Origin of the sequence: Tolypothrix sp. PCC 7601 (genome assembly GCF_025677855.1) — a bacterium.
GTDB classification, from domain to species: Bacteria; Cyanobacteriota; Cyanobacteriia; order Cyanobacteriales; family Nostocaceae; genus Aulosira; species Aulosira diplosiphon.
In genome coordinates this window covers 7,050,907-7,073,413 of sequence record NZ_CP064879.1, presented here as the reverse complement: position 1 = coordinate 7,073,413, position 22,507 = coordinate 7,050,907, and the positions used below count along the sequence as shown (strand labels likewise).

The 22,507-nt window shown below is 41.9% G+C and carries 24 protein-coding genes; 14 read left to right on the top strand and 10 right to left on the bottom strand.

The annotated features are described in order from the left end of the window. Positions 1-598: 598 nt before the first annotated feature. Complete coding sequence (locus HG267_RS28735) at positions 599-2,026, top strand: IctB family putative bicarbonate transporter (protein WP_045871026.1); 1,428 nt, start codon at positions 599-601, stop codon at positions 2,024-2,026. A gap of 152 nt (positions 2,027-2,178) precedes the next feature. Here the strand turns inward: HG267_RS28735 and HG267_RS28730 are convergent, their stop codons facing one another. Continuing rightward, a complete protein-coding gene (locus HG267_RS28730; protein WP_045871027.1) occupies positions 2,179-2,472 on the bottom strand; it encodes a WGxxGxxG family protein in 294 nt (97 codons plus the stop codon). A 566-nt stretch (positions 2,473-3,038) separates the two neighbouring features. Then, entirely contained in the window at positions 3,039-3,506 is a 468-nt protein-coding gene (gene smpB, locus HG267_RS28725; RefSeq protein ID WP_045871028.1) for an SsrA-binding protein SmpB, read from the bottom strand. 562 nt (positions 3,507-4,068) lie between these two features. Here smpB and HG267_RS28720 point away from each other — a divergent pair. After that, complete coding sequence (locus HG267_RS28720; protein ID WP_045871029.1) at positions 4,069-4,752, top strand: response regulator transcription factor; 684 nt, start codon at positions 4,069-4,071, stop codon at positions 4,750-4,752. A gap of 169 nt (positions 4,753-4,921) precedes the next feature. Here the strand turns inward: HG267_RS28720 and HG267_RS28715 are convergent, their stop codons facing one another. The 4 genes from HG267_RS28715 to murC all read right to left on the bottom strand — a co-directional run bounded on the left by HG267_RS28715 (position 4,922) and on the right by murC (position 8,649). Beyond that, on the bottom strand, positions 4,922-5,407 hold the full coding sequence (locus tag HG267_RS28715; RefSeq protein ID WP_071989411.1) for a low molecular weight protein-tyrosine-phosphatase: 486 nt from the start codon (positions 5,405-5,407) through the stop codon (positions 4,922-4,924). 91 nt (positions 5,408-5,498) lie between these two features. Continuing rightward, on the bottom strand, positions 5,499-5,846 hold the full coding sequence (locus HG267_RS28710) for a YbaB/EbfC family nucleoid-associated protein (protein ID WP_045871031.1): 348 nt from the start codon (positions 5,844-5,846) through the stop codon (positions 5,499-5,501). A 209-nt stretch (positions 5,847-6,055) separates the two neighbouring features. Continuing rightward, positions 6,056-7,054, bottom strand: coding sequence for a UDP-N-acetylmuramate dehydrogenase (gene murB, locus HG267_RS28705; protein WP_045871032.1), 999 nt, complete (start codon positions 7,052-7,054; stop codon positions 6,056-6,058). A gap of 131 nt (positions 7,055-7,185) precedes the next feature. Next, positions 7,186-8,649, bottom strand: coding sequence for a UDP-N-acetylmuramate--L-alanine ligase (gene murC / locus HG267_RS28700; protein ID WP_045871033.1), 1,464 nt, complete (start codon positions 8,647-8,649; stop codon positions 7,186-7,188). Positions 8,650-9,054: 405 nt separating this feature from the next. Between murC and nadD the strand changes: the two genes are divergently transcribed. Both nadD and HG267_RS28690 read left to right on the top strand, forming a co-directional pair. Continuing rightward, positions 9,055-9,672: a nicotinate (nicotinamide) nucleotide adenylyltransferase gene (nadD, locus tag HG267_RS28695; RefSeq protein WP_045871034.1), complete on the top strand. Its 618-nt coding sequence runs from the start codon at positions 9,055-9,057 to the stop codon at positions 9,670-9,672. Positions 9,673-9,798: 126 nt separating this feature from the next. Further along, complete coding sequence (locus HG267_RS28690) at positions 9,799-10,812, top strand: type I glyceraldehyde-3-phosphate dehydrogenase (protein ID WP_045871035.1); 1,014 nt, start codon at positions 9,799-9,801, stop codon at positions 10,810-10,812. 47 nt (positions 10,813-10,859) lie between these two features. On the opposite strand, the gene thiL is transcribed toward HG267_RS28690, so the two are convergent. After that, the gene (gene thiL / locus HG267_RS28685; RefSeq protein ID WP_045871036.1) at positions 10,860-11,897 is read right to left on the bottom strand and encodes a thiamine-phosphate kinase; all 1,038 of its coding nucleotides are present in this window, start codon (positions 11,895-11,897) and stop codon (positions 10,860-10,862) included. 192 nt (positions 11,898-12,089) lie between these two features. Here thiL and HG267_RS28680 point away from each other — a divergent pair, with 192 nt between their 5' ends. Beyond that, the gene (locus HG267_RS28680) at positions 12,090-12,662 is read left to right on the top strand and encodes a Uma2 family endonuclease (protein WP_045871037.1); all 573 of its coding nucleotides are present in this window, start codon (positions 12,090-12,092) and stop codon (positions 12,660-12,662) included. Positions 12,663-12,734: 72 nt separating this feature from the next. Here HG267_RS28680 and HG267_RS28675 read toward each other — a convergent pair whose 3' ends face one another. Further along, positions 12,735-13,841 (bottom strand): peptidylprolyl isomerase, encoded by a 1,107-nt coding sequence (locus tag HG267_RS28675; protein ID WP_045871327.1) that lies wholly within the window; start codon positions 13,839-13,841, stop codon positions 12,735-12,737. A gap of 87 nt (positions 13,842-13,928) precedes the next feature. Between HG267_RS28675 and HG267_RS28670 the strand changes: the two genes are divergently transcribed. The 4 genes from HG267_RS28670 to HG267_RS28655 all read left to right on the top strand — a co-directional run bounded on the left by HG267_RS28670 (position 13,929) and on the right by HG267_RS28655 (position 15,765). Next, positions 13,929-14,087 (top strand): hypothetical protein, encoded by a 159-nt coding sequence (locus HG267_RS28670; protein ID WP_155539298.1) that lies wholly within the window; start codon positions 13,929-13,931, stop codon positions 14,085-14,087. A gap of 54 nt (positions 14,088-14,141) precedes the next feature. Next, positions 14,142-14,699 (top strand): elongation factor P, encoded by a 558-nt coding sequence (gene efp, locus HG267_RS28665; protein ID WP_045871038.1) that lies wholly within the window; start codon positions 14,142-14,144, stop codon positions 14,697-14,699. Positions 14,700-14,806: 107 nt separating this feature from the next. Then, positions 14,807-15,352: an acetyl-CoA carboxylase biotin carboxyl carrier protein gene (accB, locus tag HG267_RS28660; RefSeq protein ID WP_045871039.1), complete on the top strand. Its 546-nt coding sequence runs from the start codon at positions 14,807-14,809 to the stop codon at positions 15,350-15,352. A 65-nt stretch (positions 15,353-15,417) separates the two neighbouring features. Beyond that, entirely contained in the window at positions 15,418-15,765 is a 348-nt protein-coding gene (locus HG267_RS28655) for an ArsR/SmtB family transcription factor (protein WP_045871040.1), read from the top strand. Positions 15,766-15,933: 168 nt separating this feature from the next. Here HG267_RS28655 and HG267_RS28650 read toward each other — a convergent pair whose 3' ends face one another. Together HG267_RS28650 and HG267_RS28645 are read right to left on the bottom strand one after the other, a co-directional pair. Next, positions 15,934-16,539 carry a GerMN domain-containing protein gene (locus HG267_RS28650; RefSeq protein ID WP_045871041.1) on the bottom strand — a complete coding sequence of 202 codons (606 nt, stop codon included), beginning with the start codon at positions 16,537-16,539 and terminating at the stop codon, positions 15,934-15,936. A gap of 295 nt (positions 16,540-16,834) precedes the next feature. Then, positions 16,835-18,640: a proline--tRNA ligase gene (locus tag HG267_RS28645; RefSeq protein ID WP_045871042.1), complete on the bottom strand. Its 1,806-nt coding sequence runs from the start codon at positions 18,638-18,640 to the stop codon at positions 16,835-16,837. A gap of 317 nt (positions 18,641-18,957) precedes the next feature. Here HG267_RS28645 and HG267_RS28640 point away from each other — a divergent pair, with 317 nt between their 5' ends. From HG267_RS28640 to HG267_RS28620, 5 genes are all read left to right on the top strand, one after another. Beyond that, complete coding sequence (locus tag HG267_RS28640) at positions 18,958-20,364, top strand: glycerol acyltransferase (protein WP_045871043.1); 1,407 nt, start codon at positions 18,958-18,960, stop codon at positions 20,362-20,364. A gap of 48 nt (positions 20,365-20,412) precedes the next feature. After that, entirely contained in the window at positions 20,413-21,216 is an 804-nt protein-coding gene (locus HG267_RS28635) for an Rpn family recombination-promoting nuclease/putative transposase (protein ID WP_045871044.1), read from the top strand. Positions 21,217-21,277: 61 nt separating this feature from the next. Next, positions 21,278-21,682 (top strand): hypothetical protein, encoded by a 405-nt coding sequence (locus tag HG267_RS28630; protein ID WP_045871045.1) that lies wholly within the window; start codon positions 21,278-21,280, stop codon positions 21,680-21,682. 6 nt (positions 21,683-21,688) lie between these two features. Then, positions 21,689-22,114 carry an HNH endonuclease gene (locus tag HG267_RS28625; RefSeq protein WP_045871046.1) on the top strand — a complete coding sequence of 142 codons (426 nt, stop codon included), beginning with the start codon at positions 21,689-21,691 and terminating at the stop codon, positions 22,112-22,114. A gap of 79 nt (positions 22,115-22,193) precedes the next feature. After that, on the top strand, positions 22,194-22,445 hold the full coding sequence (locus tag HG267_RS28620; protein WP_369792184.1) for a FitA-like ribbon-helix-helix domain-containing protein: 252 nt from the start codon (positions 22,194-22,196) through the stop codon (positions 22,443-22,445). Positions 22,446-22,507 lie beyond the last annotated feature (62 nt).

Sequence of the window (22,507 nt, the reverse complement as noted above, 5' to 3'; positions counted from 1 at the left end):
TGTTTATATCTGGAATTATGAAAAAGGGACTAGTACAGCACAGCGTAAACAAATAACGGCTTCCCAACAACTGCAACCCTTGTAGCCGTACTAGAGACTAAGATTTATAGTTCAGTAATATCGCACTTTTTCCAATCAGCAATTCCCAGAAAAATGTCATAAATCAGCATAACAAAGGAATATCCCCTAAACCCTTACACCTTTTTCCCAAACTTATGATGGGAACAAACTTCAACCAAATATGAAAATCTTTATTCCCTAGCCCCTATTTTAATTTAGACCCATGCGGGCGATCGCATAGCTCCTCCATCAAGCAGCTGGTATCTAAAATATCGGGAATGAACATAAATTTTCTTTTACTCAACAATCAGCACTGTATTTTCTCAATGACTAAATAGCTGTGAAAACTAGCACGCAAGTAAATTTGTCAGATTATGGGCAATAGTCCCTGGTTACAAGTCATCAGTACTGAATAATGATGATGGACTGTTAATCAAATTCTCCATTGACAATTTGCTTGATTACCATTTTATTTCTACCCGCATTATGATTAAGTCCAAGTCCTAAGCGGGCGTGCTAATTGCTCACAGCGTTTTTTATGAATTTAGTCTGGCAACAATTCACTCTATCGTCTTTGACGGTCAAAGAATATTTTGCTACTAGCTACCTCTACAGATCTACAGTAGGTCTGTTATCTGCGTGGCGGCAAAGTAGTATCTTGCTACAGTGGGGAGACACAATCGCATCTGCCTTACTGAGCATCATATATTGCCTAGCTCCCTTTGTTTCCACTACCTTACTCGGCTTGTTGTTAGCAGCTTGTGGAGTATTTTGGCTATTGCTAACTTTATCGGATGAAGCAACACCAACAAATTCCTCATCATTAACACCCATCCATCTGTTGGTATTGCTTTACTGGGCAGTTGCGGCAATAGCAACAGCATTCTCACCAGTCAAAAAAGCTGCCTTAAACGATTTCGTCACTCTAACACTGTATTTGGTGCTATTTGCGCTTTGTGCCAGGGTACTGAGGTCGTCTCGCTTGCGCTCTTGGTTAATTACCTTGTATCTGCATATATCGCTAATTGTGAGCGTCTATGGAATGCGGCAATGGTTTTTTGGCGCACCGCCATTAGCAACTTGGACAGATCCAGAATCGCCTTTGTCGAAAACTACTAGGGTATACAGTTATTTAGGCAATCCCAATTTATTAGCTGGATATCTTCTTCCCGCAGTAATTTTTAGCTTGGTGGCAATTTTTGCATGGCAAAGCTGGTATAAGAAGTCTTTAGCAGTAACAGCGTTAATTGTTAACAGTTCCTGTTTAGTACTTACTTTTAGCCGTGGTGGTTGGATTGGTTTAGTAGTTGCAGTATTAACTACATTGGCATTGCTAATTTATTGGCGAAGTTTGCAAATGCCTCCTTTTTGGCGGACTTGGTCTCTGCCAATTCTGATTGGCGGTTTATTAGGAATATTGCTGCTAGGAGTCATATTTATTGAGCCATTACGCCTAAGGATTTTTAGTATTTTTGCTGACCGTCAAGATAGCAGTAATAACTTCCGGCGCAATGTTTGGGATGCTGTCTTCAAGATGATTGGTGATCGCCCAGTTTTAGGTATTGGCCCTGGTCATAATGCTTTTAATAAAATCTATCCCCTTTACCAACAGCCTCGTTATAGCGCTTTAAGTGCTTATTCAATTTTGCTAGAAATTGCTGTAGAAACAGGCTTTATTGGTTTAGGCTGTTTTGTGTGGCTACTAATTGTCACCTTCAATACTGGCTACTTACAAATCAAACGATTACGACAGCTAGGCAATATCGAGGGATTTTGGTTAATTGGGGCGATCGCTTCTATGCTCGGTATGCTGGCTCATGGTACTTTTGATACAGTCTGGTTCCGTCCTGAGGTGAACAGTATTTGGTGGCTATTGGTAGCTTTGGTTGCTAGCTACTGGACACCTTTAGCTCAAAATAGGACTTCTGAGTTTAATTCAACGAACCCTGAACCTTCAGCCAGCTGAACATACCAAATTGTCAGCCACACTACTAGCAGTCAGGTTCGGTTAAGCATTTTTCATATCGCTTGTAATTTAGGAAAAGGGGTGTATCTTTGAATTCACCCTTTATTTTTTTCCCCTTAACCGAACCATATTTAAACCCCAAAATCAATTGTTTACTCTCTGTAGGTACTAGCACCTGGAGTACTGGGATCGCGATAACGAGTTGGTTCATCATCACGTCTTTTACCTGTCAAACCTGCTAAACCTAAAAGACCCAGTAAACCCAACCAACCCCAATCAAAATCATTGCGATCGTAAGTGGTTGTAGTTGGTGCTGTTGTGGTAGTTCCGGTGCTAGTTCCAGTGTCGCTATTAGTTTGGGCTTTTACAGGTGAAGTTAAGGTCAAAATGCCCATACTTAATGTCAGAACACCAGTACCAATTGCTTTAGTTAAATTCCGTTTCATGTGGTAAAGTTCCTCATCCCTTCCAAAGTTACTCACCACTGTATCGAGTCTCAACATGAAGAAAATCAATCTGCGGCGATAAACTCAGAAGTTGTGTAACTCACACTCGAGATATATAAAAGCAGGAAAGAAGTTTGAAATCTCCTATGAATATTGAGAAAAGTACAATTAAATTTACTTATAAGAAAATAAAAATATTTTTAAGGGAACACATACTGCCTTTGTGTCACATGTTTCAGAGACCAAAAATGCGACCTGGTGCAAATGCAACCCACTTATACAACTGACTCCCTGATTTTTATTCTGGAAATCTCAACAATAATTTATTCTAATTCCTGAACTTAACAGGAATTTTACTCTCTTGTGTCCATTGAGACGCGATTAATCGCGTTTCTGCCCTGACTCCCTAACTGAAAGTGCTGAGTTCTGAGTGAAAGTTCCATTGAGACTTTCATGCTTGGCAATGAAATTGTTGTTATTGGGACTGCCTACAAAGCAATGGGATATTTTTTTAGTTGCAAGTCCCTTATCTAATTTTCCTGGTTTCCGGTTTCCTCTCAATTTGGTTAATAATTTTTGATCGCGCGTTGAATGTCGCGTTGGTCTTGTCGCCGTTTGAGGTCGTCGCGCTTGTCGTGGAGCTTTTTACCTTTGCCAAGGGCTATACTAACTTTTACCCAACCGCGTTTGAAGTACATTTTTAAGGGAACTAAAGTTAAACCTTGTTGTTCTACTTTGCCAATTAGCTTGCGGAGTTCTTGACGATGTAGTAATAGTTTTCTTGTACGGCGTGGCTCATGATTGAAATATTGCCCACTAGCAACATAAGGAGAAATATGCACGTTGATTAACCATGCTTCGCCATTGCGAATTAAAGCATAGCCATCTTGGAGATTCACCTTACCTGCACGAATGGACTTAACCTCGGTTCCCGTTAACTGAATTCCAGCTTCGTAAGTTTCTAGGATTTCATACAAATAACGGGCTTGACGATTGTCGCTAACTACTTTGTAACCTTCGCTCTTGTCGCTCATTGAAAATTGTACAGTTGTAAAATTTATCTAAATAATCGTTTGAACTAGCTGATAAATTTATCAGGGCTATATTAAACCACTATATCTGGTGACTATGGATATCAGACTCATCTTATTAATTTAGCTTTTTTTACTGCTCAAACTAGCCCTTCAACGGAAAAAACCACAACTAAACATGAAAATCTCTCTTCCCAGTCAACACTCAACAGTCAACGCTATTTTCAAGTTAGAATTTTCTGCCAACTTTTGCCTCAATCAGACTGTTGATTTAGTAAATTGTAATTTACAGTAAGGTAAAAGATTACTCTAACGTTTTGGTTATTTGTGATGAAGTACAAAATTTTCTACAGTTCTCCATTAATAAAATTTCAGAGCGTGTTACATTTCTTTAACAATTTCTAAAGATTTAAGTTTTTCTTAATAAATCAGTCCTGAGGCAGTAATTAATTGTTAAACCTGTCATAGTATGAAACATAAGAACACACTATTATCGCCTGTGTTCACTAATAGTGCTCATAAGAGTCAATTGCCAAGTCAAACCAATGCTAGGGGTGTACTGTCCATGCCCTTGATGATCCTTGTAGTGGATGATGATCTGGGCACTCGTCTGTCTATTAGCGATTATCTTGAACTCTCTGGCTATTCAGTAATCACCGCTAATGACGGTCAAGAGGCTTTGTTGATGGTGGAAGAGTATCATCCCGATCTAATTGTCACCGATATTGTCATGCCACGAATGAATGGCTATGAACTGGTGCGCCGAGTACGTCAACAATCAAAGTTCCGTTTATTACCTGTAATTTTATTAACAGCGCGGACAAAGACTCAGGAAAGGATTCTGGGATATCAGTCGGGGTGTGATTTGTACTTACCCAAACCTTTTGAGCTAGAAGAGTTAGCCGCTGCTATTCGCAATTTGTTAGAGCGATCGCAAATTATTCAATCAGAGTACCGTTTTTCTGAACAAGAAAATTTGGGCAATTCTCAATCAATAAAACCAATGACAGCCCAGTCATCTCAAATGACTCAAGTTCAGAAATCGCCAATGATCTCAGATCTCACACCTAGAGAACAAGAAGTGTTAGAACTTTTAACTCATGGGCTTTCAAATGCCGAAATGGGTCATCAGTTACATCTGAGTGCGCGGACTGTAGAAAAGTATGTGAGTAGTTTATTGAGGAAAACAGCAACAAGCAACCGCGCCGAACTGGTACGGTTTGCAATGAAGCATGGTCTAGTCGAATAAAAGATTGTGTAGATTACTGAGGAAGTGCTGAGTCAGATAGACTAATATTACACTCTGTAAATCAATGTCCCAGGTCTCTGACTTCAGTCATCAGTAAGAAGAGATATTTTTACCTGCTCAAAAATCAGAAAAATTGCTGTGAATCAATCTCTGATATTGCAAGCAATGTTTAAGAGCGTGCTTGCTGACTTAAAACATATTTAAGCAGACCTTCACAAGCATCAACCAGTAAATCAATTACTTGCTCGAAGCCGTCACTACCACCGTAATAAGGGTCAGGTACTTCTTTTAAGGTATAGTGAGAACAAAAATCACAAATCAAATGGACGCGATCGCGGTCTTGCGGTGTTGCAGCCAAAGCCAAGATATTGTCGTAATTTTCCCGATCCATCGCCAAAATTAAGTCAAAATCTTGAAAATCAGTTTTCTGGAACTGGCGAGCATGACCGCGCAGTTTAATCCCTAATTTTTTAGCAGCCGCAGCACTCATGCGACGGTCAGGCGGGCTCCCAATGTGATAGCTGGAGGTACCAGCAGAATCGCAAATAATCTCATCGCTCAAGTCTGCCTGTTCGATGAGATGAGTCATAATATTTTCTGCCGATGGCGAGCGACAGATATTACCCAGGCAGACAAATAGTAGCTTGTAGGGCATAAATATCTTGTGTCCTTTGTCCTTAGTCATTTGTCATTTGTCCACAACTATTATGATTTAGGACTAATGACGAATGACTAACGACTAATGACTAAAATCCCGGCAGTTCTAGTCCACTGGTCAAATCTTCCATACGTTCCCGCATGGTAGCTGTGGACTTGTTGTAAGCATCTTTCATGGCTACTGTTACCAAATCGGACAGTACTTCTGCACCTTCTCCCAAAGCTTCTGGAGAAATTTCCACGCGCTTGGGTTCTTGGTTGCCACTGACAATTACCTTGATCAGACCACCGCCAGACTCTCCTTGAATCTCCATTTGCTCCAACTCTTCTTGGAGCCGCTTTGCGCCTTCTTGAACTTGCTGCGCTTTTTTGAAAGCTTCGGCCAGTTCTTTCATTTTTCCCAAGCCAAAGCCGAAACCCTGTCCTTTTCCTGTCATAATAAATAGTCCGCGTGTGCGTTCAATAACAAATCAAATTCAATTATAGATGCGGTAGGCAAATTGCCTATTTTTTTACTGATAATTAATGCTACGGATGACGATAAGGGGCTAGGGGCTAGTGATTAGGGATGATCCTGGCTCAAAAACCAGCAAAAAGCGTTGACTGCCGCAGAGCTTGACTAGCCTCTAGTCTGGATATCTCCCGATCAACAAGCTAATTGAAAGTCTCCGAGCATTTTGACTTCTGGCTCTAACCAAATTGACCACTGGTCTTGCACTTGGTGCTGAATATGACGGATCAGGGAGAAGATATCGCTAGCTTTTGCCCCACCACGGTTAACGATAAAATTAGCGTGGAGTTGTGCAACTTGCGCTCCCCCAATTTGGAAACCTTTTAACCCTGTTTGTTCAATTAACCAGCCAGCAGAGTAAGGTTTGGGATTGCGGAAGACGCTACCACAACTAGGGTAGTTGTAGGGTTGGGTGCTCAATCGGTGTTGTTTATGCTCCTTGGTGACAGCAATTACTTTTGCTGGGTCAGCACCAGGACGCAATTGGAAGGTTGCTTGAGTAACTATATGATCGCTACCTTGTAATAATGAAGTGCGGTAGGCATAACCTAACTGCTCTGGAGTCAAAGTTGCGATTGTGCCATCAGGTGACAATACCTGAGCGCTGATTAACATATCTGCAGTACAGCTATTGTGTGCCCCAGCATTCATGACCACTGCGCCGCCCACGGTTCCCGGGATACCAACCGCCCATTCTAGGCCTTCCCAACCTAAATCTGCGGCTTGCCATGCCAAGCTGGGAATTGATTCGCCCGCAGCGACAGTTAATTGCCCTGTTTGGGGGTCAAAGTGGCTATATCGCAAATGACGAGTGGCAATCACTAGTCCGGGTAAACCGCGATCGCTCACTAATAAATTAGAACCTGCACCCAGTATTGTCACTGGAATCTCATGTTCTTTTGCATACTTCATGCTTGCTTGCAGTGCTTCTACGTTGCGGGGGGCTACATACAATTCAGCAGCTCCACCCACTCTATAGGAAGTAAACGCTGACAAGGAAGCTTGGGATTTGATTGCACAATCAGTGTCAGGCAAGCAAATTACCTGATTTTTGACGGAATTAGCTGTTTCCTGTTTCTCTGAAGTTAAAGTAGAAACTGTGCAGACGCTGCCAGCTGCCTGGGAGATTGTCATCTTTCGGTCGATTGAGTAAAATTTTTACATTTTTCCGCCGTAACAATACGGCTGTACTATAAAATTTTGCGAAAAGAGTGCCGGGTCACAAGACACTTGTTTCCCAAATTAAACCTAGCCATTGTCAACAATTATGATGTGGCTGTTGCTGGTTCGCGCAGTGTCGCAATCACATCAGGAATTGTCTGATTTAAGTTTCCAGCACCGAGAAACAGCGCTAAATCCCCTGGACGCAAAGCCTTGAGTAGATATTCTTCTACTGCATTCAATGTAGGTTGATAGACAACCTGTGGATGCTGTTTCGCAATTGCTGCTGCCAACATTTCACCGCTGACTTGCCCTAAATTAGGTTCTCCAGCACTGTAAATATCAGTTAGCACTACCAAATCAGCATGAGTAAAGGATTCTGCAAATTCTGCTAAAAATGTTAATGTGCGACTATAGCGATGGGGTTGAAAAATCGCCACAACTCGTTGCCCAGGTCTTGCTTGCAGGCGGGCCGCTGCGAGAGTAGCACGAATTTCGCTGGGGTGATGAGCGTAGTCATCGATAAAGGTAATACCATCGACTTCACCGCGAAACTCAAAGCGCCGTCTTGCGCCTTCAAAGGTGGCAATACCTTTAGCAATTTCCCCAAATTCTAGTCCTACAAATCGACCGACAGCTACAGATGCTAGAGCGTTGCTGAGGTTGTGCCGACCGAGTAGTCGCAAATTCAACATTCCTAAAGCTTTGCCGCGTTCCCAAACTAAGGCAGTAGTACCATCAGCACGATAGTCAATGTTAGTGACAGTATAGTCAGCGTTGCTATCGGGGTGTAGGCTGTAGGTGATGGTTGGTTTTAGGCGATCGCGCACTGTTGCACAATCAATGCTACCTATTAAGGTTTGGCATCCTTGAGCAAACTCTTGGAAGATATTAACAACTTCTTCTAATGTTTCATAATGGTCGGGATGATCTAGTTCAATATTAGTAATCACACCAATTGCTGGAGCGTGTTTTACCAAAGAACCATCGGATTCATCTGCTTCTGCAACTAAATATCGGCTTTCTCCCAATCTGGCATTGCCTTCCCAAGCATTGACTTCGCCACCCACCAAAATAGTTGGATCTAAACCAGCTTGGAGCAGCATATAGCCAATCATACTGCTAGTTGTAGTTTTACCGTGGGTACCAGCCACAGCAATGCTGTGGTAATCAGCAATTAAAGCAGCTAGTACATCTGAACGATGTAATATTGGGCATCCCAATTCTAGTGCTGCTTTGTATTCTAAATTAGTGGTGTTAATTGCTGTTGAACAAATTACTTGCGGCAGTGTTGTGTTGTTACTGCTATTTGATTCTAAGCGTGAGTTTAATCCTACTCCTGAAGATACTAGAGGGCGAAAGAATTCGAGATTACTTGCCTCTTGTCTACTAAAAATATGTGTGCCGATAGATTCTAATTTTCTTGTTATATGGTTCGGGCGTAAATCTGAACCTGATACTGGTAATTGACGTTTAGCAAGAACGTATGCCAGAGCAGACATTCCAATACCGCCGATCCCAATGAAATGAAATGGTCTACCGCTAAAATCTACAGAATTATTACTCATTGATTACTCCTCTTACACCACACCACACCATAATCACAAATGACACGCGTATCATAACAGGAATTTGATTTTTACTGTAACTACTCCTGTATGTATTTAATTTTTGAGGTTTCGTAAATTTTTCCCCTCTGCTTTTTTTTGTTGAGAATGATTTTACCTTCGTTAGAGGTTTTTGTAATTTCTGAAGTTTATCTTATGATTATTCGGAAATTTTCCGCCACATCGGGAAAGAAATTCTTGTAATGAGAAATACATATTTTTCTTGTCCTTACTAGAATTGGCTACAATAGTACATTTTTGGTTAAGTCGCTTTTAAATGACATAAACCTTAGGCTTGAGTTGACTACAATAGTACATTGATAATGAAACTTTTCTGAAATTGAATAGAATTCCCAACTTAAGTGGATGCAGCAACTAGCAATTTTTGGTGGCACATTTGATCCTGTTCATTGGGGACACTTGCTCATAGCCGAAACAGCTTTGCATCAAGTCCCTGTCGAACAGATAATTTGGGTACCGTCACTAAATCCCCCCCATAAACAAGCGGTTGCGTTTCAGCATCGCTTAGAAATGCTCAAGCTAGCTACAAAAGACAACCCAGCTTTTACGGTTTCATTAATTGAAGTAAATACCCCTGAAACATCCTACGCTATCAACACCCTGATCGATTTAGCTGCTGATTATCCTAATACTCACTGGTACTGGATTGTAGGTTTGGATACCTTCCAAACCTTACCCCGTTGGCACCGTAGACATGAACTCACACAAATGTGTGATTGGTTGATTGCACCTAGACTCCTTGGTGGTGAGAATATAGCTCAAAGTGAGTTAATCTGCAAGCAAGTCGAACACCAACTAAGAAATCAGTCAATCCGCATTGACTGGCAACTATTGCATATACCTTTAGTAGGAGTTTCGTCAAGCCTCATTCGCCAATTAATTCGCGATCGCCAATCTATTAGATATTTAGTTGCAGAGCCGGTGCGAGTTTATATCGCGACTCACAACCTTTACACAAAATAAATCTGAATAAATTATGTGTTTTTTTCTGGATCTAACACTTTGTGGTTATAAATGCTCCCCCCCTTTGCGATATGATTGGGGTCAACGATATAAACTTATAGGCATAAATACAGAGGGCAAGACACTGTGATTAGAGTCGCAATCAACGGTTTCGGGCGAATTGGGCGCAACTTTGCACGCTGTTGGGTGGGTAGAAAGAATAGCAACATCGACCTTGTGGCTATCAATGACACATCCGACCCGAGAACTAACGCTCACCTGCTGAAGTATGACTCGATGTTAGGAAAGTTAAAGGATGTTGACATTTCAGCGGATGATAACTCTATCACCGTTAACGGTAAAACAATTAAATGTGTATCCGATCGCAATCCAGAAAACTTGCCCTGGAGGGATTGGGGAATTGACCTAATTATCGAAGCAACGGGTGTTTTCACCAGCAAAGAAGGAGCGCTCAAGCATGTCAATGCTGGAGCCAAAAAAGTTTTGATTACTGCTCCCGGCAAAAATGAAGATGGTACCTTTGTGATTGGTGTGAATCATCATGATTATGACCACAACAAACACCACATCATCAGTAATGCTAGCTGTACCACAAATTGCTTGGCTCCGATTGCCAAAGTTTTAAATGAAAAATTTGGCATCATCAAAGGTACGATGACTACCACTCACAGCTACACAGGTGACCAGCGCTTGCTAGACGCTTCTCACCGTGATGTCCGCCGTGCTAGGGCAGCAGCCATCAACATTGTACCAACCTCTACTGGTGCAGCAAAGGCAGTAGCACTAGTGATCCCAGACCTGAAAGGCAAGCTAAATGGTGTTGCCTTACGTGTACCTACCCCAAACGTCTCAATGGTAGATTTCGTAGTTCAGGTTGAGAAGCGTACTATTACTGAAGAAGTTAACCAAGCCCTCAAAGATGCTGCCGAAGGGTCACTCAAAGGGATTTTAGATTACAGTGAACTACAACTAGTTTCGTCTGATTACCAAGGTACTGATGCTTCTTCAATTGTTGATGCTAGCTTGACTCTGGTTATGGGTAATGACTTAGTAAAAGTCATGGCTTGGTACGATAACGAGTGGGGTTACAGCCAACGAGTTCTCGATTTGGCAGAACTAGTAGCTGAAAAATGGCAGTAATTTGTCATTAGTTATGAGTCATTGGTATTTCAAAAAATGACTAATAACTAAAAATGTTGAAATCCCTGATTCAGATTTAAAATTTGGTCAGGGATTTCTGTATTTTCATGGTGTAATACTACTTTTGTTCCTGATGTAATTGTGCCAATAATTGCTGCATCTTGGCCTATTTGTGCCACTAAGGCTGATGCAGCATCTGGTGGTAAACACAGCACTAATTCAAAATCTTCGCCGCCGTATAAGGCGTAATTTATAGCTTGTTCTGGAGTTAGCCAGTTAGCAAATGCTCGTGGTAAAGGAATTTGCTTGGCTTCCAGAATAGCGCCAACATGACTAGCACGGCAGATTTGTAAAACTGCATCAGCCAAACCATCGCTGCTGTCCATCCCCGCAACAGCAATTTGAGATTTGAGATTTGGGATTTTGGATTGGGAATTGAAGATATTCCAGAGGATGGGTAAGATATCTAATCGTGGCTGAGGACGCTGGTGTGCGGTGATTAAAGCCGCCTTGTCTGTATCTTTGAGGTTTTGTCCTATTTCCGGATTTAAGAGCATCTCTAAGCCTGCACGAGAGGCTCCATGTACACCTGTAATTGCGATCGCATCTCCTACTTTTGCAGTAGAGCGACGGATAATTTGATGAGGGTAGGCTTGACCAAAAGCGGTAATTGACAGAGTCGTCACAGGCGATCGCACAATATCACCACCAACAATTGGAGTATTGTACTTTTGCAGGCATTCTGTCATTCCCTGATACAAGCGCTCAACCCAACTGACACTTATATCCCCTGGAAGCGCTAATCCTACAGTGATCCCTAAGGGTGTTGCACCCATCGCTGCCAAATCTGATAAATTAGCCGCCGCCGCCCGCCAGCCAGCATCTTCTGGTGAAGTGGTGACATTACTAAAATGCACACCATCAACTAAGACATCTGTGGTCACCACCAAAGATTGTTCTGGTGTAGTGACAAGCACTGCTGCATCATCGCCAATAATCTCTTGAGGACAAAAGCGCTGCAATATGGCTAACAGCCCTTGTTCGCCAATATCTTTTACTTGCAAGGAAGGTGACTCATTGTTCACGGTGGGGTTGGGGATTGGGTACTGGGGACTGGGTACTGGGGACTGGGTAATGAGACACCAGGAGGAAGGGTAAAAATAACCTTTGACTTTTGACCCTTGACATCACGACAAAAGTTTTATCTATGCTGGTGTAAGCCAGAAAGAATGGCTAGTTACAGTTACGATAAGGATATTGTCTAGGAGTTAGTGGAGATGGTCGCTACACCAGTAACCAGTATCACTTTTGAAGAGTACTTAACCTATGATGATGGTACAGGTTTTCATTATGAACTGGTGGGTGGCAGGTTAGAACTAATGAATCCACCAACAATTCAACATTTCTTGATTGTGGATTTCTTGGATACTTTGTTGAAATCAGAAATCAAAAGGTTGAATTTGCCTTGGCTGTGTTTTCGGGAAAGCGGCGTGAGAACAGGTAGAAATAAATCTAGATTGACTGATTTATCTGTGGTGACGCTGGAGCAAGCAAAAGAATTGATGAATGTGTCATTAGTATTTCAGTCACCGCCATTGTTGATTGTAGAGGTAGTTAGTCCAGATTCAGTGAAACGAGACTATCGCTATAAACGCTCTGAATACGCTGCTTTGGAAGTACCAGAGTATTGGATTGTAGACCCCTTAATGGCGAAAATTACGGTTTTATTGCTGGAAGAAGGACTTTACGAAGAGACTGTATTTACTTGCTCTCAGCAGATTGTATCGCAGACTTTTCCCGAATTAGCAATTACAGTTGACCAAGTGTTGAGTTCGGGAAATCTTTCTTGAAGGCTAAAGTATGAAAGCTGAAGACTGAAATAGTATTACTTCAGACTTCATCCTTCAGACTTCATCCTTAATTCATGCGGCTGCTGGCTGCACTAAATTTTCTATGCCTTGAACAACAGTAGCAGATTCAATTTTGTCACCCGCCTTGAGTATGTCCAAAACATCTTTACCCTCAGTTAAATAACCAAAAACGGAGTAACGACCATCTAATAGGTTACGTCCGGCTGGGGTGAGTTCTGGTTCAAACAGGAAGAAGAAAAATTGTGAGGAAGCACCATTTACCTGAGTTTCCGGACGAGCCATGACTACTGCACCAAAAGAAGAAAATGGCAGAACAGGCATATCGAGGTAACGTCCGGCATCTTCGAGAGTGATGCCGTATGTGGGAGCTTTATCGCCTTGTACAAGGACTTCTAGAGGAATAGCACGATATTTACCAGTTTTGGGATCGATAAACCCTACTTCTTTTCCTGGGGGATCGCCAGTTTGCAAAAAGTAAGATTCTTCGGAACGGGTGAATTCTAAACCATTATAAAAACCACGTTGTACCAAATCCACAAAGTTACCAGCAGTTACAGGAGCGCTATAACCATCTACCACAACTGTAAGGTTGCCTTTATTGGTTTTGATATCCACAGTTGCTCTACCTTTGAGTTGAGGTAGGTTACTGTACTCCTGAGGAACTTCAAAAGGAAATTCCTTGACCATTGACTCTTCGAGAAGATTCACAATGCTTAGGAGGCGATCGCGTTCCGTTTGGATTTTTTCTTTATCTTTAACTTTGACTAATTCCTGCAAATTATTCACGCCAGATTGTAAATCCTTAATCCAAGCTTCGGCTTGGGGTTGGCGTTCTTCGGGAACGCTTGCTAGGATTTTGGAGGATTGATCGAGAGACCGTGATGCCTTGCTTAAGTCTTTGGAAATATTTCCCCACCGCCGATTTGCCCGCAGTTGGTTGGAGATATCTTCTAAACTGGCTTGCAGTTGCCGCACAGGTTCATTATCTATCGGGAGTGCATACCGCAACAGAGATCTGCCATCAGTGATTGCATTCCCAGCTGGTAGGGCGGCGCTACTGGAGGGAGTCCACGCAGCTGTACTTATGCCTAAAAATATTGTTACCAGCAGTATTGCCATGAGGCTGTTCTTCAGCCAGGATTTTAATAAGTTAAACATGGTATGGCTTAAATGCAGCATCAAATTGTTGACTGGACATAACCCATAAATTATCTTCCCACAGTATTAGGGACTACGGATTAGGGATTGGGGATTAGGGATTGGGGATTGGGGATTAGGGAAGATGAGGGAGCAGAGGAAGCAGGAGTGCAGGGGAGAATAGCCATTACCCATTACTCATTACTCATTACCCATTACTCATTACCCATTACCCATTACCCAATTCCCATGACTAATAACCAATGACGACCCTAGAGGGGTACAATAAATGCCGATTGTCTTCCAAAATTTGAAAGCTTCATGATCTCCAGTAACGACTTTCGACCCGGTGTCTCAATTGTTTTAGATGGGTCTGTATGGCGGGTAATTGATTTCCTCCACGTTAAGCCAGGTAAAGGTTCGGCGTTTGTGCGGACAACGTTGAAAAATGTCCAGAGTGGCAAAGTTCTAGAAAGAACTTTCCGTGCGGGGGAAACTGTACCGCAAGCAACTCTAGAAAAAGTCACAATGCAACATACCTATAAAGAAGGTGATGAATTCGTCTTTATGGATATGGAAAGCTACGAAGAAGGCAGATTAACCGCAACGCAAATTGGCGATCGCGTAAAATACCTCAAAGAAGGTATGGAAGTTAACGTCATTCGTTGGGGTGAGCAAGTCCTAGAAGTGGAACTGCCTAATTCTGTGGTTTTAGAAATTGTGCAAACAGACCCAGGCGTGAAAGGTGACACTGCTACAGGTGGTACAAAGCCCGCAACTTTAGAAACTGGTGCAACTATCATGGTTCCCTTGTTTATTGCTCAAGGTGAACGCATCAAGATAGATACCCGTGATGATAAATATTTAGGCAGGGAATAATTATTATCTCTTTTGAGAGTAATCCCGATTTCAATCCCTATTTTAGGGATTAAATCCCTGCCACACTTAACATTATTCTTTACGTACAGGTCGAGGTAATAAAAACTGTGCCATTGGACTTTAATGAAATTCGCCAACTGCTAGCAACTATTGCACAAACAGATATTGCCGAAGTCACGCTCAAAAGCGAAGACTTTGAGCTGACAGTGCGTAAAGCTGTAAGTTTTAGCAATCAAATGGTGTCAGTCAGCCAAGCAGCTTCAGGCGGTGTGGTTGGTTTGGGATTAACATCAGTTGCTGCACCCCAGGCTGTATCGACAGTGGAGACGGCTACAAATCGCGTCTTGGATAATAATGCCACTGGTTCTGGTGTGCAGTTGTCTGGCAATTCTCCCTCAGCAATTGATAAAAGATTAGTGGAAGTTCCTTCGCCAATGGTAGGAACATTTTACCGTGCGCCTGCCCCAGGTGAAGCCCCATTTGTGGAAGTGGGCGATCGCGTCCGCAGTGGTCAAACAGTCTGCATCATCGAAGCCATGAAGCTGATGAACGAAATTGAGGCTGAAGTATCCGGTCAGGTCATGGAAATTTTGGTGCAAAATGGCGAACCTGTAGAATATGGCCAACCTTTGATGAGAATTAACCCTGATTAAGTATTAATCTATATTATGACGCAAGTCATTTTTCTCTCATTTTCAGTCCTTGCGGGTTAATCCTGATGAAACAAGTGTTGCCTATACCACCAGAAGTGATGCAACAAGTAGCGGAATACTTCAGTCTGTTAAGTGAACCGATGCGCCTTCGGCTGTTGCACTTACTACGGGATGAAGAAAAATGCGTGCAAGAGTTGGTAGAGGCAACACAGACTTCGCAGGCGAACGTCTCAAAACACCTGAAGGTAATGTGGCAAGCAGGTATTCTTAGCCGCCGCAGTGAAGGAACTTGCGCCTACTACCGGGTGGAAGACGAAATGATTTTTGAATTATGTAATCGGGTTTGCGATCGTCTAGCTACTAGGTTAGAACAGCAAGCCCATAATTTTCGTTTATTGAATGGTAAGCGTTAAGTCAGTAGTTTGTCATTTGTCATTTGTCCTCTCTTACAAAGTTCTGTTCGTCGGAGACGTTGGCGTTCGCGAAGCGTCTCCCCTTGGGAGAAGCCATCGCCGGAAACCGGCGCTCCGACTTTGCGCTTTGTTATTTGTCCAATGACTAATGACTAATGACAACTGACATTAAAGTGGATAATTATTTTTAAATTGGTCACGTGTGAGTGGCTGTTGTAACTCTACGCCTTCGCCACCTAGCACATCCAACTCTTTGCCATTGACTTCAATGTAAACCTTGGCGTTGGGATTTGCCGTGGTTGCAGTGTAGACTACTTGTCCTACACGCCCCATCATCGAGCTGCTACCACCACCACTGGTAAATTCTTCAGATAAATTAACATGAACTTCGTCATTGTTAACTTTCATACCTAGTAATTTGGTACCTTTGGGAATTGTGGTAGATTCTGCTCCTTCGGTTGGGCCTGCTAATAAGTTTTGCATAGCCTTTTCTACAACTTGGTTAGGTTGAGTAGCAGCTATTTTGACTGGTTGGGGAGCTAATTCTAAATTTTTGCCATTGTCTTTCAGCCAATAGACATTAGCACTTTGCTCTTGACCAGGCTGTACAGTTGAGTTCTTTCCTGGCTGGGTTAATGATTGTGAAGCTGGGGAAGGTGTGGGCGGATTTTGGGAGTGTAAAGTAAGCCAAGCAACGCCGCCACTGACTGCTACCACTGCTGCGGACACAGCAGCTATTACACCGGAAGAATTACGATTAGATTGGTCTTTCATATTCAAAACCTGCTTGACTGAGGGCTGAGATGGTTTGTGTGGGAAGAGCAGCCTGATTAAAGTCGGTACTTAATTGGGGAGTTTCCAAACACTTAGAGTATGGCTATTTATATCAACAATGTCGCCATGTCTCTTTCCGCAGTAACTACCTTAATTTTAGATTCGTAGTTTTATTACGTCACCTATCTGGGGGTTGGGGACTGGGAATTTTAGATTTTAGATTTTAGATTTTGGATTTTAGATGAAACCCAATCCAAAATCGTAAATCCAAAATCCAAAATTGCATTCCCAGTCCCTAGCTTATAGCCTCGGTAATCCACTGTTTGATTGTACCGATCACTTCGTTAATGTCAATTTCTTGAGATTTACGAGTAGCTCTTTCGACAACTTCTACTTTGCCGTTAGCGATCGCTCTGCCTGTGACTATTCTGTAAGGTATACCGATTAAATCGGCATCTTTGAATTTTACTCCTGCCCGTTCATCGCGGTCATCGAGTAAGGTTTCAATTCCGGCTTGATTTAGTTCTTTGTAGAGTTTTTCGGCGATTTCTATTTGTTGAGCATCTTTAATGTTAGGAATTGTGACAATTGCATGATAGGGTGCGATCGCTACTGGCCAAATAATTCCATCTTTATCGTAGGATTGCTCGACGGCTGATTGTGCTAATCGTGATACACCTACGCCATAACAACCCATCACTAAAGGTTTTTCTTCCCCTTGTTCGTTGGTATAAGTTGCACCCATCGCTACAGAGTACTTTGTACCTAATTGGAAGATGTGTCCTACCTCAATTCCTCTAGCACTTTGTAGGGTTTGCTCAGGGTTATGGAGAGCGCGATCGCCTGGTCTGGCTTTACGAATATCTACTACTAATTCTGGTAATTTAAATTGCTCACCCCAATTTGCGCCAACTACGTGATAACCACTCTCGTTGGCTCCTGTCACAAAGTTTTTTAAATCAACGGCTGTTTTATCGACAAAGCGTAAAAACTGGGAATTTAATTGTTGATTACCCTGAATATAATCATCAGCAATATCAGGAGCAATATAGCCTAAAGGCAGAGATTTTGCTGCCCATGTTTGTTGGGTTTCAGCACTGGGGACAGTTAAAGCAATAATAGTTTTGGCATCATAATTAGCAGCTAACTTAGTTAATTCATTTTGCAATTTCACTTCGTTAACTTCTTGATCGCCTCTAATACTGACTAAAACTAAAACTGTTTTGCCATTGTCATAAACTGTTTGGTAAAGAACATTCTTTACTACTTGAGTAGGAGAACATTTGAGGAATTTACAAACTGTGTCAATCGTATCTGTTCCCGGTGTCTCGCGTTTCTCATAGGCTGTAAACTGTGAGGTGACAGCATCAGCGCTTAATGAAACAGCTTTTTCCACATTGGCGGCGTATTTACCATCTTCGGTGTAGAGAACTTCATCTTCTCCCGCATCCGCCAGCACCATAAATTCTGTAGAACCAGAACCACCAATTGCGCCAGAGTCAGCTTCCACTGCACGGAAAGCTAAACCAGAACGCCGCAGCATATTGCTGTAAGCCTGGTACATATCTTGGTAAGTAGCTTTGAGGCTTTCTTCATCGACATGGAAAGAATAGCCGTCCTTCATGATAAATTCCCGTCCGCGCATCAAACCAAAGCGGGGACGAATTTCATCGCGGAATTTGGTTTGAATTTGGTAGAGATGCAGGGGTAGCTGACGGTAAGAGCGAATCATATCACGCGCGATCGTCGTGATTACTTCTTCATGGGTGGGGCCTAATCCCAATTGTTGCTCTCGACGGTCGATGAGGGAAAACATAATACCCTCAGCTTTGGTATAAGTATCCCAGCGTCCCGATTCTTTCCACAACTCAGCAGGTTGTAATTGTGGTAACAAACATTCTTGCGCGCCTGTGGCGTTCATTTCTTCGCGCACAATCTGGGAAACCTTTTGCAATACCCGCCACATCAGTGGTAAATAAGCATAAACTCCGCTACCGATGCGACGAATATAACCTGCACGTAGTAATAATTTATGACTGGGAATTTCCGCATCAGCTGGATCATCCCGCAGTGTAACGAATAACATTTGTGACAGTCGCATCGTTTATTCCCTTTCCCAAAACACTTAATGAATTATGAAGGATGAAGTATGAAGTATGAAATATAAAGCTGCAATTACTACAATTTGTTCACTCACTCCATTAGGTATGAAGTATAAAGTATCAAGTTTCATGCTTTATCTTTGTGAGTGCTGAGTTGGCGAGACGTGATTAATCAGGAGAGACGCGATGAATCAGGAGAGACGCGATGAATCGCGTCTGTACAAGAGTCAAAATCCCAATCCCCATTACCCCTTATCCCCAGAGGGGGCCCCGAGTTCCCCAGTCCCCAGTCCCCCATATTTAGGAGAAAAATATCTTGACTACCGGAATTTACCAAGCACAACCACCTTTAGAATTTATCCCGCCGAAACTCAACCCTTTACTTTTGCAAGCGGCGCATCTGTTATTACCCAGCATAATTAGCTGGAAAACAGCGATTACCCACATTGAAGCAGACAACGTAGAAATCTTAGCGGATCTCTATCGTCAGTTTCAGGAAGGTAAGATTCGGTTTTTGTTAGCATTTCGCCATCCAAAAACAGAAGATCCTCTTTGTTTAGGCTATTTGCTGTCGCAACTTGTGCCAAAAGTAGCACGAGCAAAAGACATAAAAATCCAAAATCCAATTCATGCTCATTTTATCTACGATCGCGGTATTCCTCTGTGGGCAGGTGAACACATTGGCTGGCTGGCTTCTCATTTAGGCGGTACTCCCATCCAACGCGGTAAAGCCGACTGGAATGGCTTACGTTCGGCGCGGGATTTATTCGCCAATGGCAAATTACCAATGGCGGCTGCGCCAGAAGGAGCAACAAATGGTTTATCAGAGATTATGAGTCCCTTAGAACCAGGTATTGCTCAATTAGGCTTTTGGTGTGCTGAAGATTTGCACAAAGCTGGACGCTCTGAGCAGGTTTACATTGTACCAGTTGGGCTGAAATATAGTTACGTTTCTGCCCCTTGGAATGCGATCGCACAACTTCTCAGCGAATTAGAAGCCGCTAGCGGTTTACCGATAAATCCCTCAGAAAATGGCAATAGTGCCACAATTGAGTCCCTTTATCCCCGCCTGTTGACATTGGCAGAACATTTATTAACGCTGATGGAAGACTTTTATAAGCGCTTTTATCACCAAAAGCTTCCAGAAGCAATGGTTGCATCTCATGAGGGAGGCGATCGCAATGAAGCCTTAAAAGCTAGGTTAGAAGCATTGATGCATGTAGCGTTACAAATATCAGAACAGTATTTTGACTTACAGCCTAAAGGTGCTTGGAATGATCGTTGTCGCCGCTTAGAGCAAGCTGGCTGGAATTATATCTTTAGAGAAGACTTTAAAGATTTGAAATCATTATCTCCCATAGAACGCGCCTTAGGCGATCGCGTTGCCGAAGAAGCAAATCGCAGAATGTGGCACATGCGATTAGTTGAGAGTTTTGTGGCTGTTTCTGGTAGCTATGTCAAAGATAAACCCTCAGTAGAAAGGTTTGCTGAAACCACCTTATTGTTAAGAGATATGGTGAAGAAAATTCAAGGTAATAATGACCCCTTGCGTCGTCCACAATTGGGTAAACAAAAAGTCAAAATTACGATAGGTGAACCCATATCTATTTCTGAGCGATACCCAGCTTATAAAGCTAATCGTGTAGGTGCAAAGCAAGCTGTCACAGACTTTACCAATGATTTACAAAAAGCAATGGAAAGTTTGATTGCCAAGGAAGGATAAGGATAAACTACATCATTACATTCTAAAAATTGTCCATATAAACTCAGAGTGAAAACCGACAGCATTTTTTATCGACTCTTTCAAGAGGTTCCCAGTATTTTCTTTGAACTGATTGGTAACCCACCTGAGACTGCTAATATCTATCAATTTTCTTCAGTTGAAATCAAGCAAACAGCTTTTAGAATTGATGGTGTATTTCTTCCTACTCAAGATACAAACAATCCCATTTATTTTGTCGAAGTCCAATTCCAACCAGACGCAGATATTTACTCGCGTCTAATTTCCGAAATCTTTCTATATTTGCGGCAGAATAAACCTCAACATACTTGGCGAGGAGTAATGATTTATGCCAGTAGGAGTATTGATATAGGAGATATCAAAGATTGTCACGAATTCTTTACCAGTCAGCGTGTAACAAGAATTTATCTCGATGAATTGGGTGATGTAGCCTCACTACCCATCGGTATTGCTACGATAAAATTAATCATTGAGAATGAAGATATAGCAATTACCACTGCCAGAGAGTTAATCAACCGCACCAAGCAAGCTGTAGGTTTACAATTGCCACAGCAGCAGTTATTAGAATTAATAGAAACAATCTTGGTTTATAAATTTCCGCAAATGAGTAGAGAGGAGATAGAAGCAATGTTTGGCTTAAATGAGTTGAAACAAACGCGAGTTTATCAAGAAGCTATAGAAGAGGGAGAACAAGCTGGTAAACGTAAAGCCAAATTAGAAGCTGTACCTAGACTTTTAGCATTAGGGTTAACTGTTGAACAAATAGCACAGGCGTTAGACTTAGATGTTGCACAAGTTCAGCAAATAGCACAGCAAACACTACCTGAAAATTGATAAAGCATCACATTTTCTTGTGAATTTTCGGCATATTAAGGCATGGGTAGGTAATTATAAAATGGCAAGAGAAACAATTACGCTGCAAATTCCAGAAATACTATATCAGCGCTTACTTAATACTGCTCACGCACAACGTCGTCCAATTGAAGAAGTAATTGTTCATGCATTACAGGTGGGTAGTCCGCCAGAATGGAATGATGTACCAGAAGAATTTCAAGCTGACCTAGCAGCCTTAGATAAACTAGATGACAATAGCTTGTGGCAAATTGTCCGCAATTTTAAAACAGCAGATGAAATGGAGCGATACAACTATCTGTTGGAGCGTAACTCTAGTGGTAACATTACAGAGGCAGAGCAGTTAGAACTAATAGAACTGCGTCACAAAGCTGACAGTTTTATGCTTTGTAAAGCCCAAGCTTCTGTGTTACTCCGTTGGCGAGGACATCATGTCCCAACTCCGTAAATTGTTGTGTCTAAATATATTCCTGAAAGCTTACGAAATCAAATATCTATTAGTGATAAAAGACGTTGCTGTTATTGCTTAACAAGTGAAGCTAATAGTGGTATTCCGATGACTCACGACCATATTCACCCGCGCTCAAGAGGTGGAGAAACTACTTTTGAAAATTTATGTTTAGCTTGTCGTTCTTGTAATGAATTTAAAGCTGATTTAACCGAAGCTATAGACCCTGTTACTGGAGAAATAACACCTCTATTTAATCCACGTATACAGATATGGTCTGACCATTTTAATTGGAGTTCTGATGCAACGAGAGTTGAGGGTTTAACTAACATTGGTCGGGCTACAATTATTTGCTTGCGAATGAATAATCCAGTAATAGTTGCTGCGCGAAGACGTTGGACAACTAGCGGTTGGCATCCTCCTGATGATTAGTCGTATAGATAAAATTCATTTTTTAACTTATTATTAACTATCAAATATCTGAATAAATTTTCACTAAAAACATAGTTTAATGATGAACAAAATTACTATATATAACCTTGATGATGACATGAAATATCGTCTGCAAAAACGAGCCGAACAACATAGACGTTCTCCGGAAGAGGAAGCTAGAGAAATTCTTGTTCTTGCTCTTACAGAAAATCAGGAAATTCCGTTAAACATAGTTACTAAAATAGAGCAGCGATTTGCTAATTTAGGAGATTTTGAATTACCTGAAATTCCTAGAGAACCTATCCGAAGTGTATCAATATTTGAAGAATGATTATTCTTGATACAAACTATGAGTTTCCTCTATTACTTTCTACCAATGCTTATTATACTGTA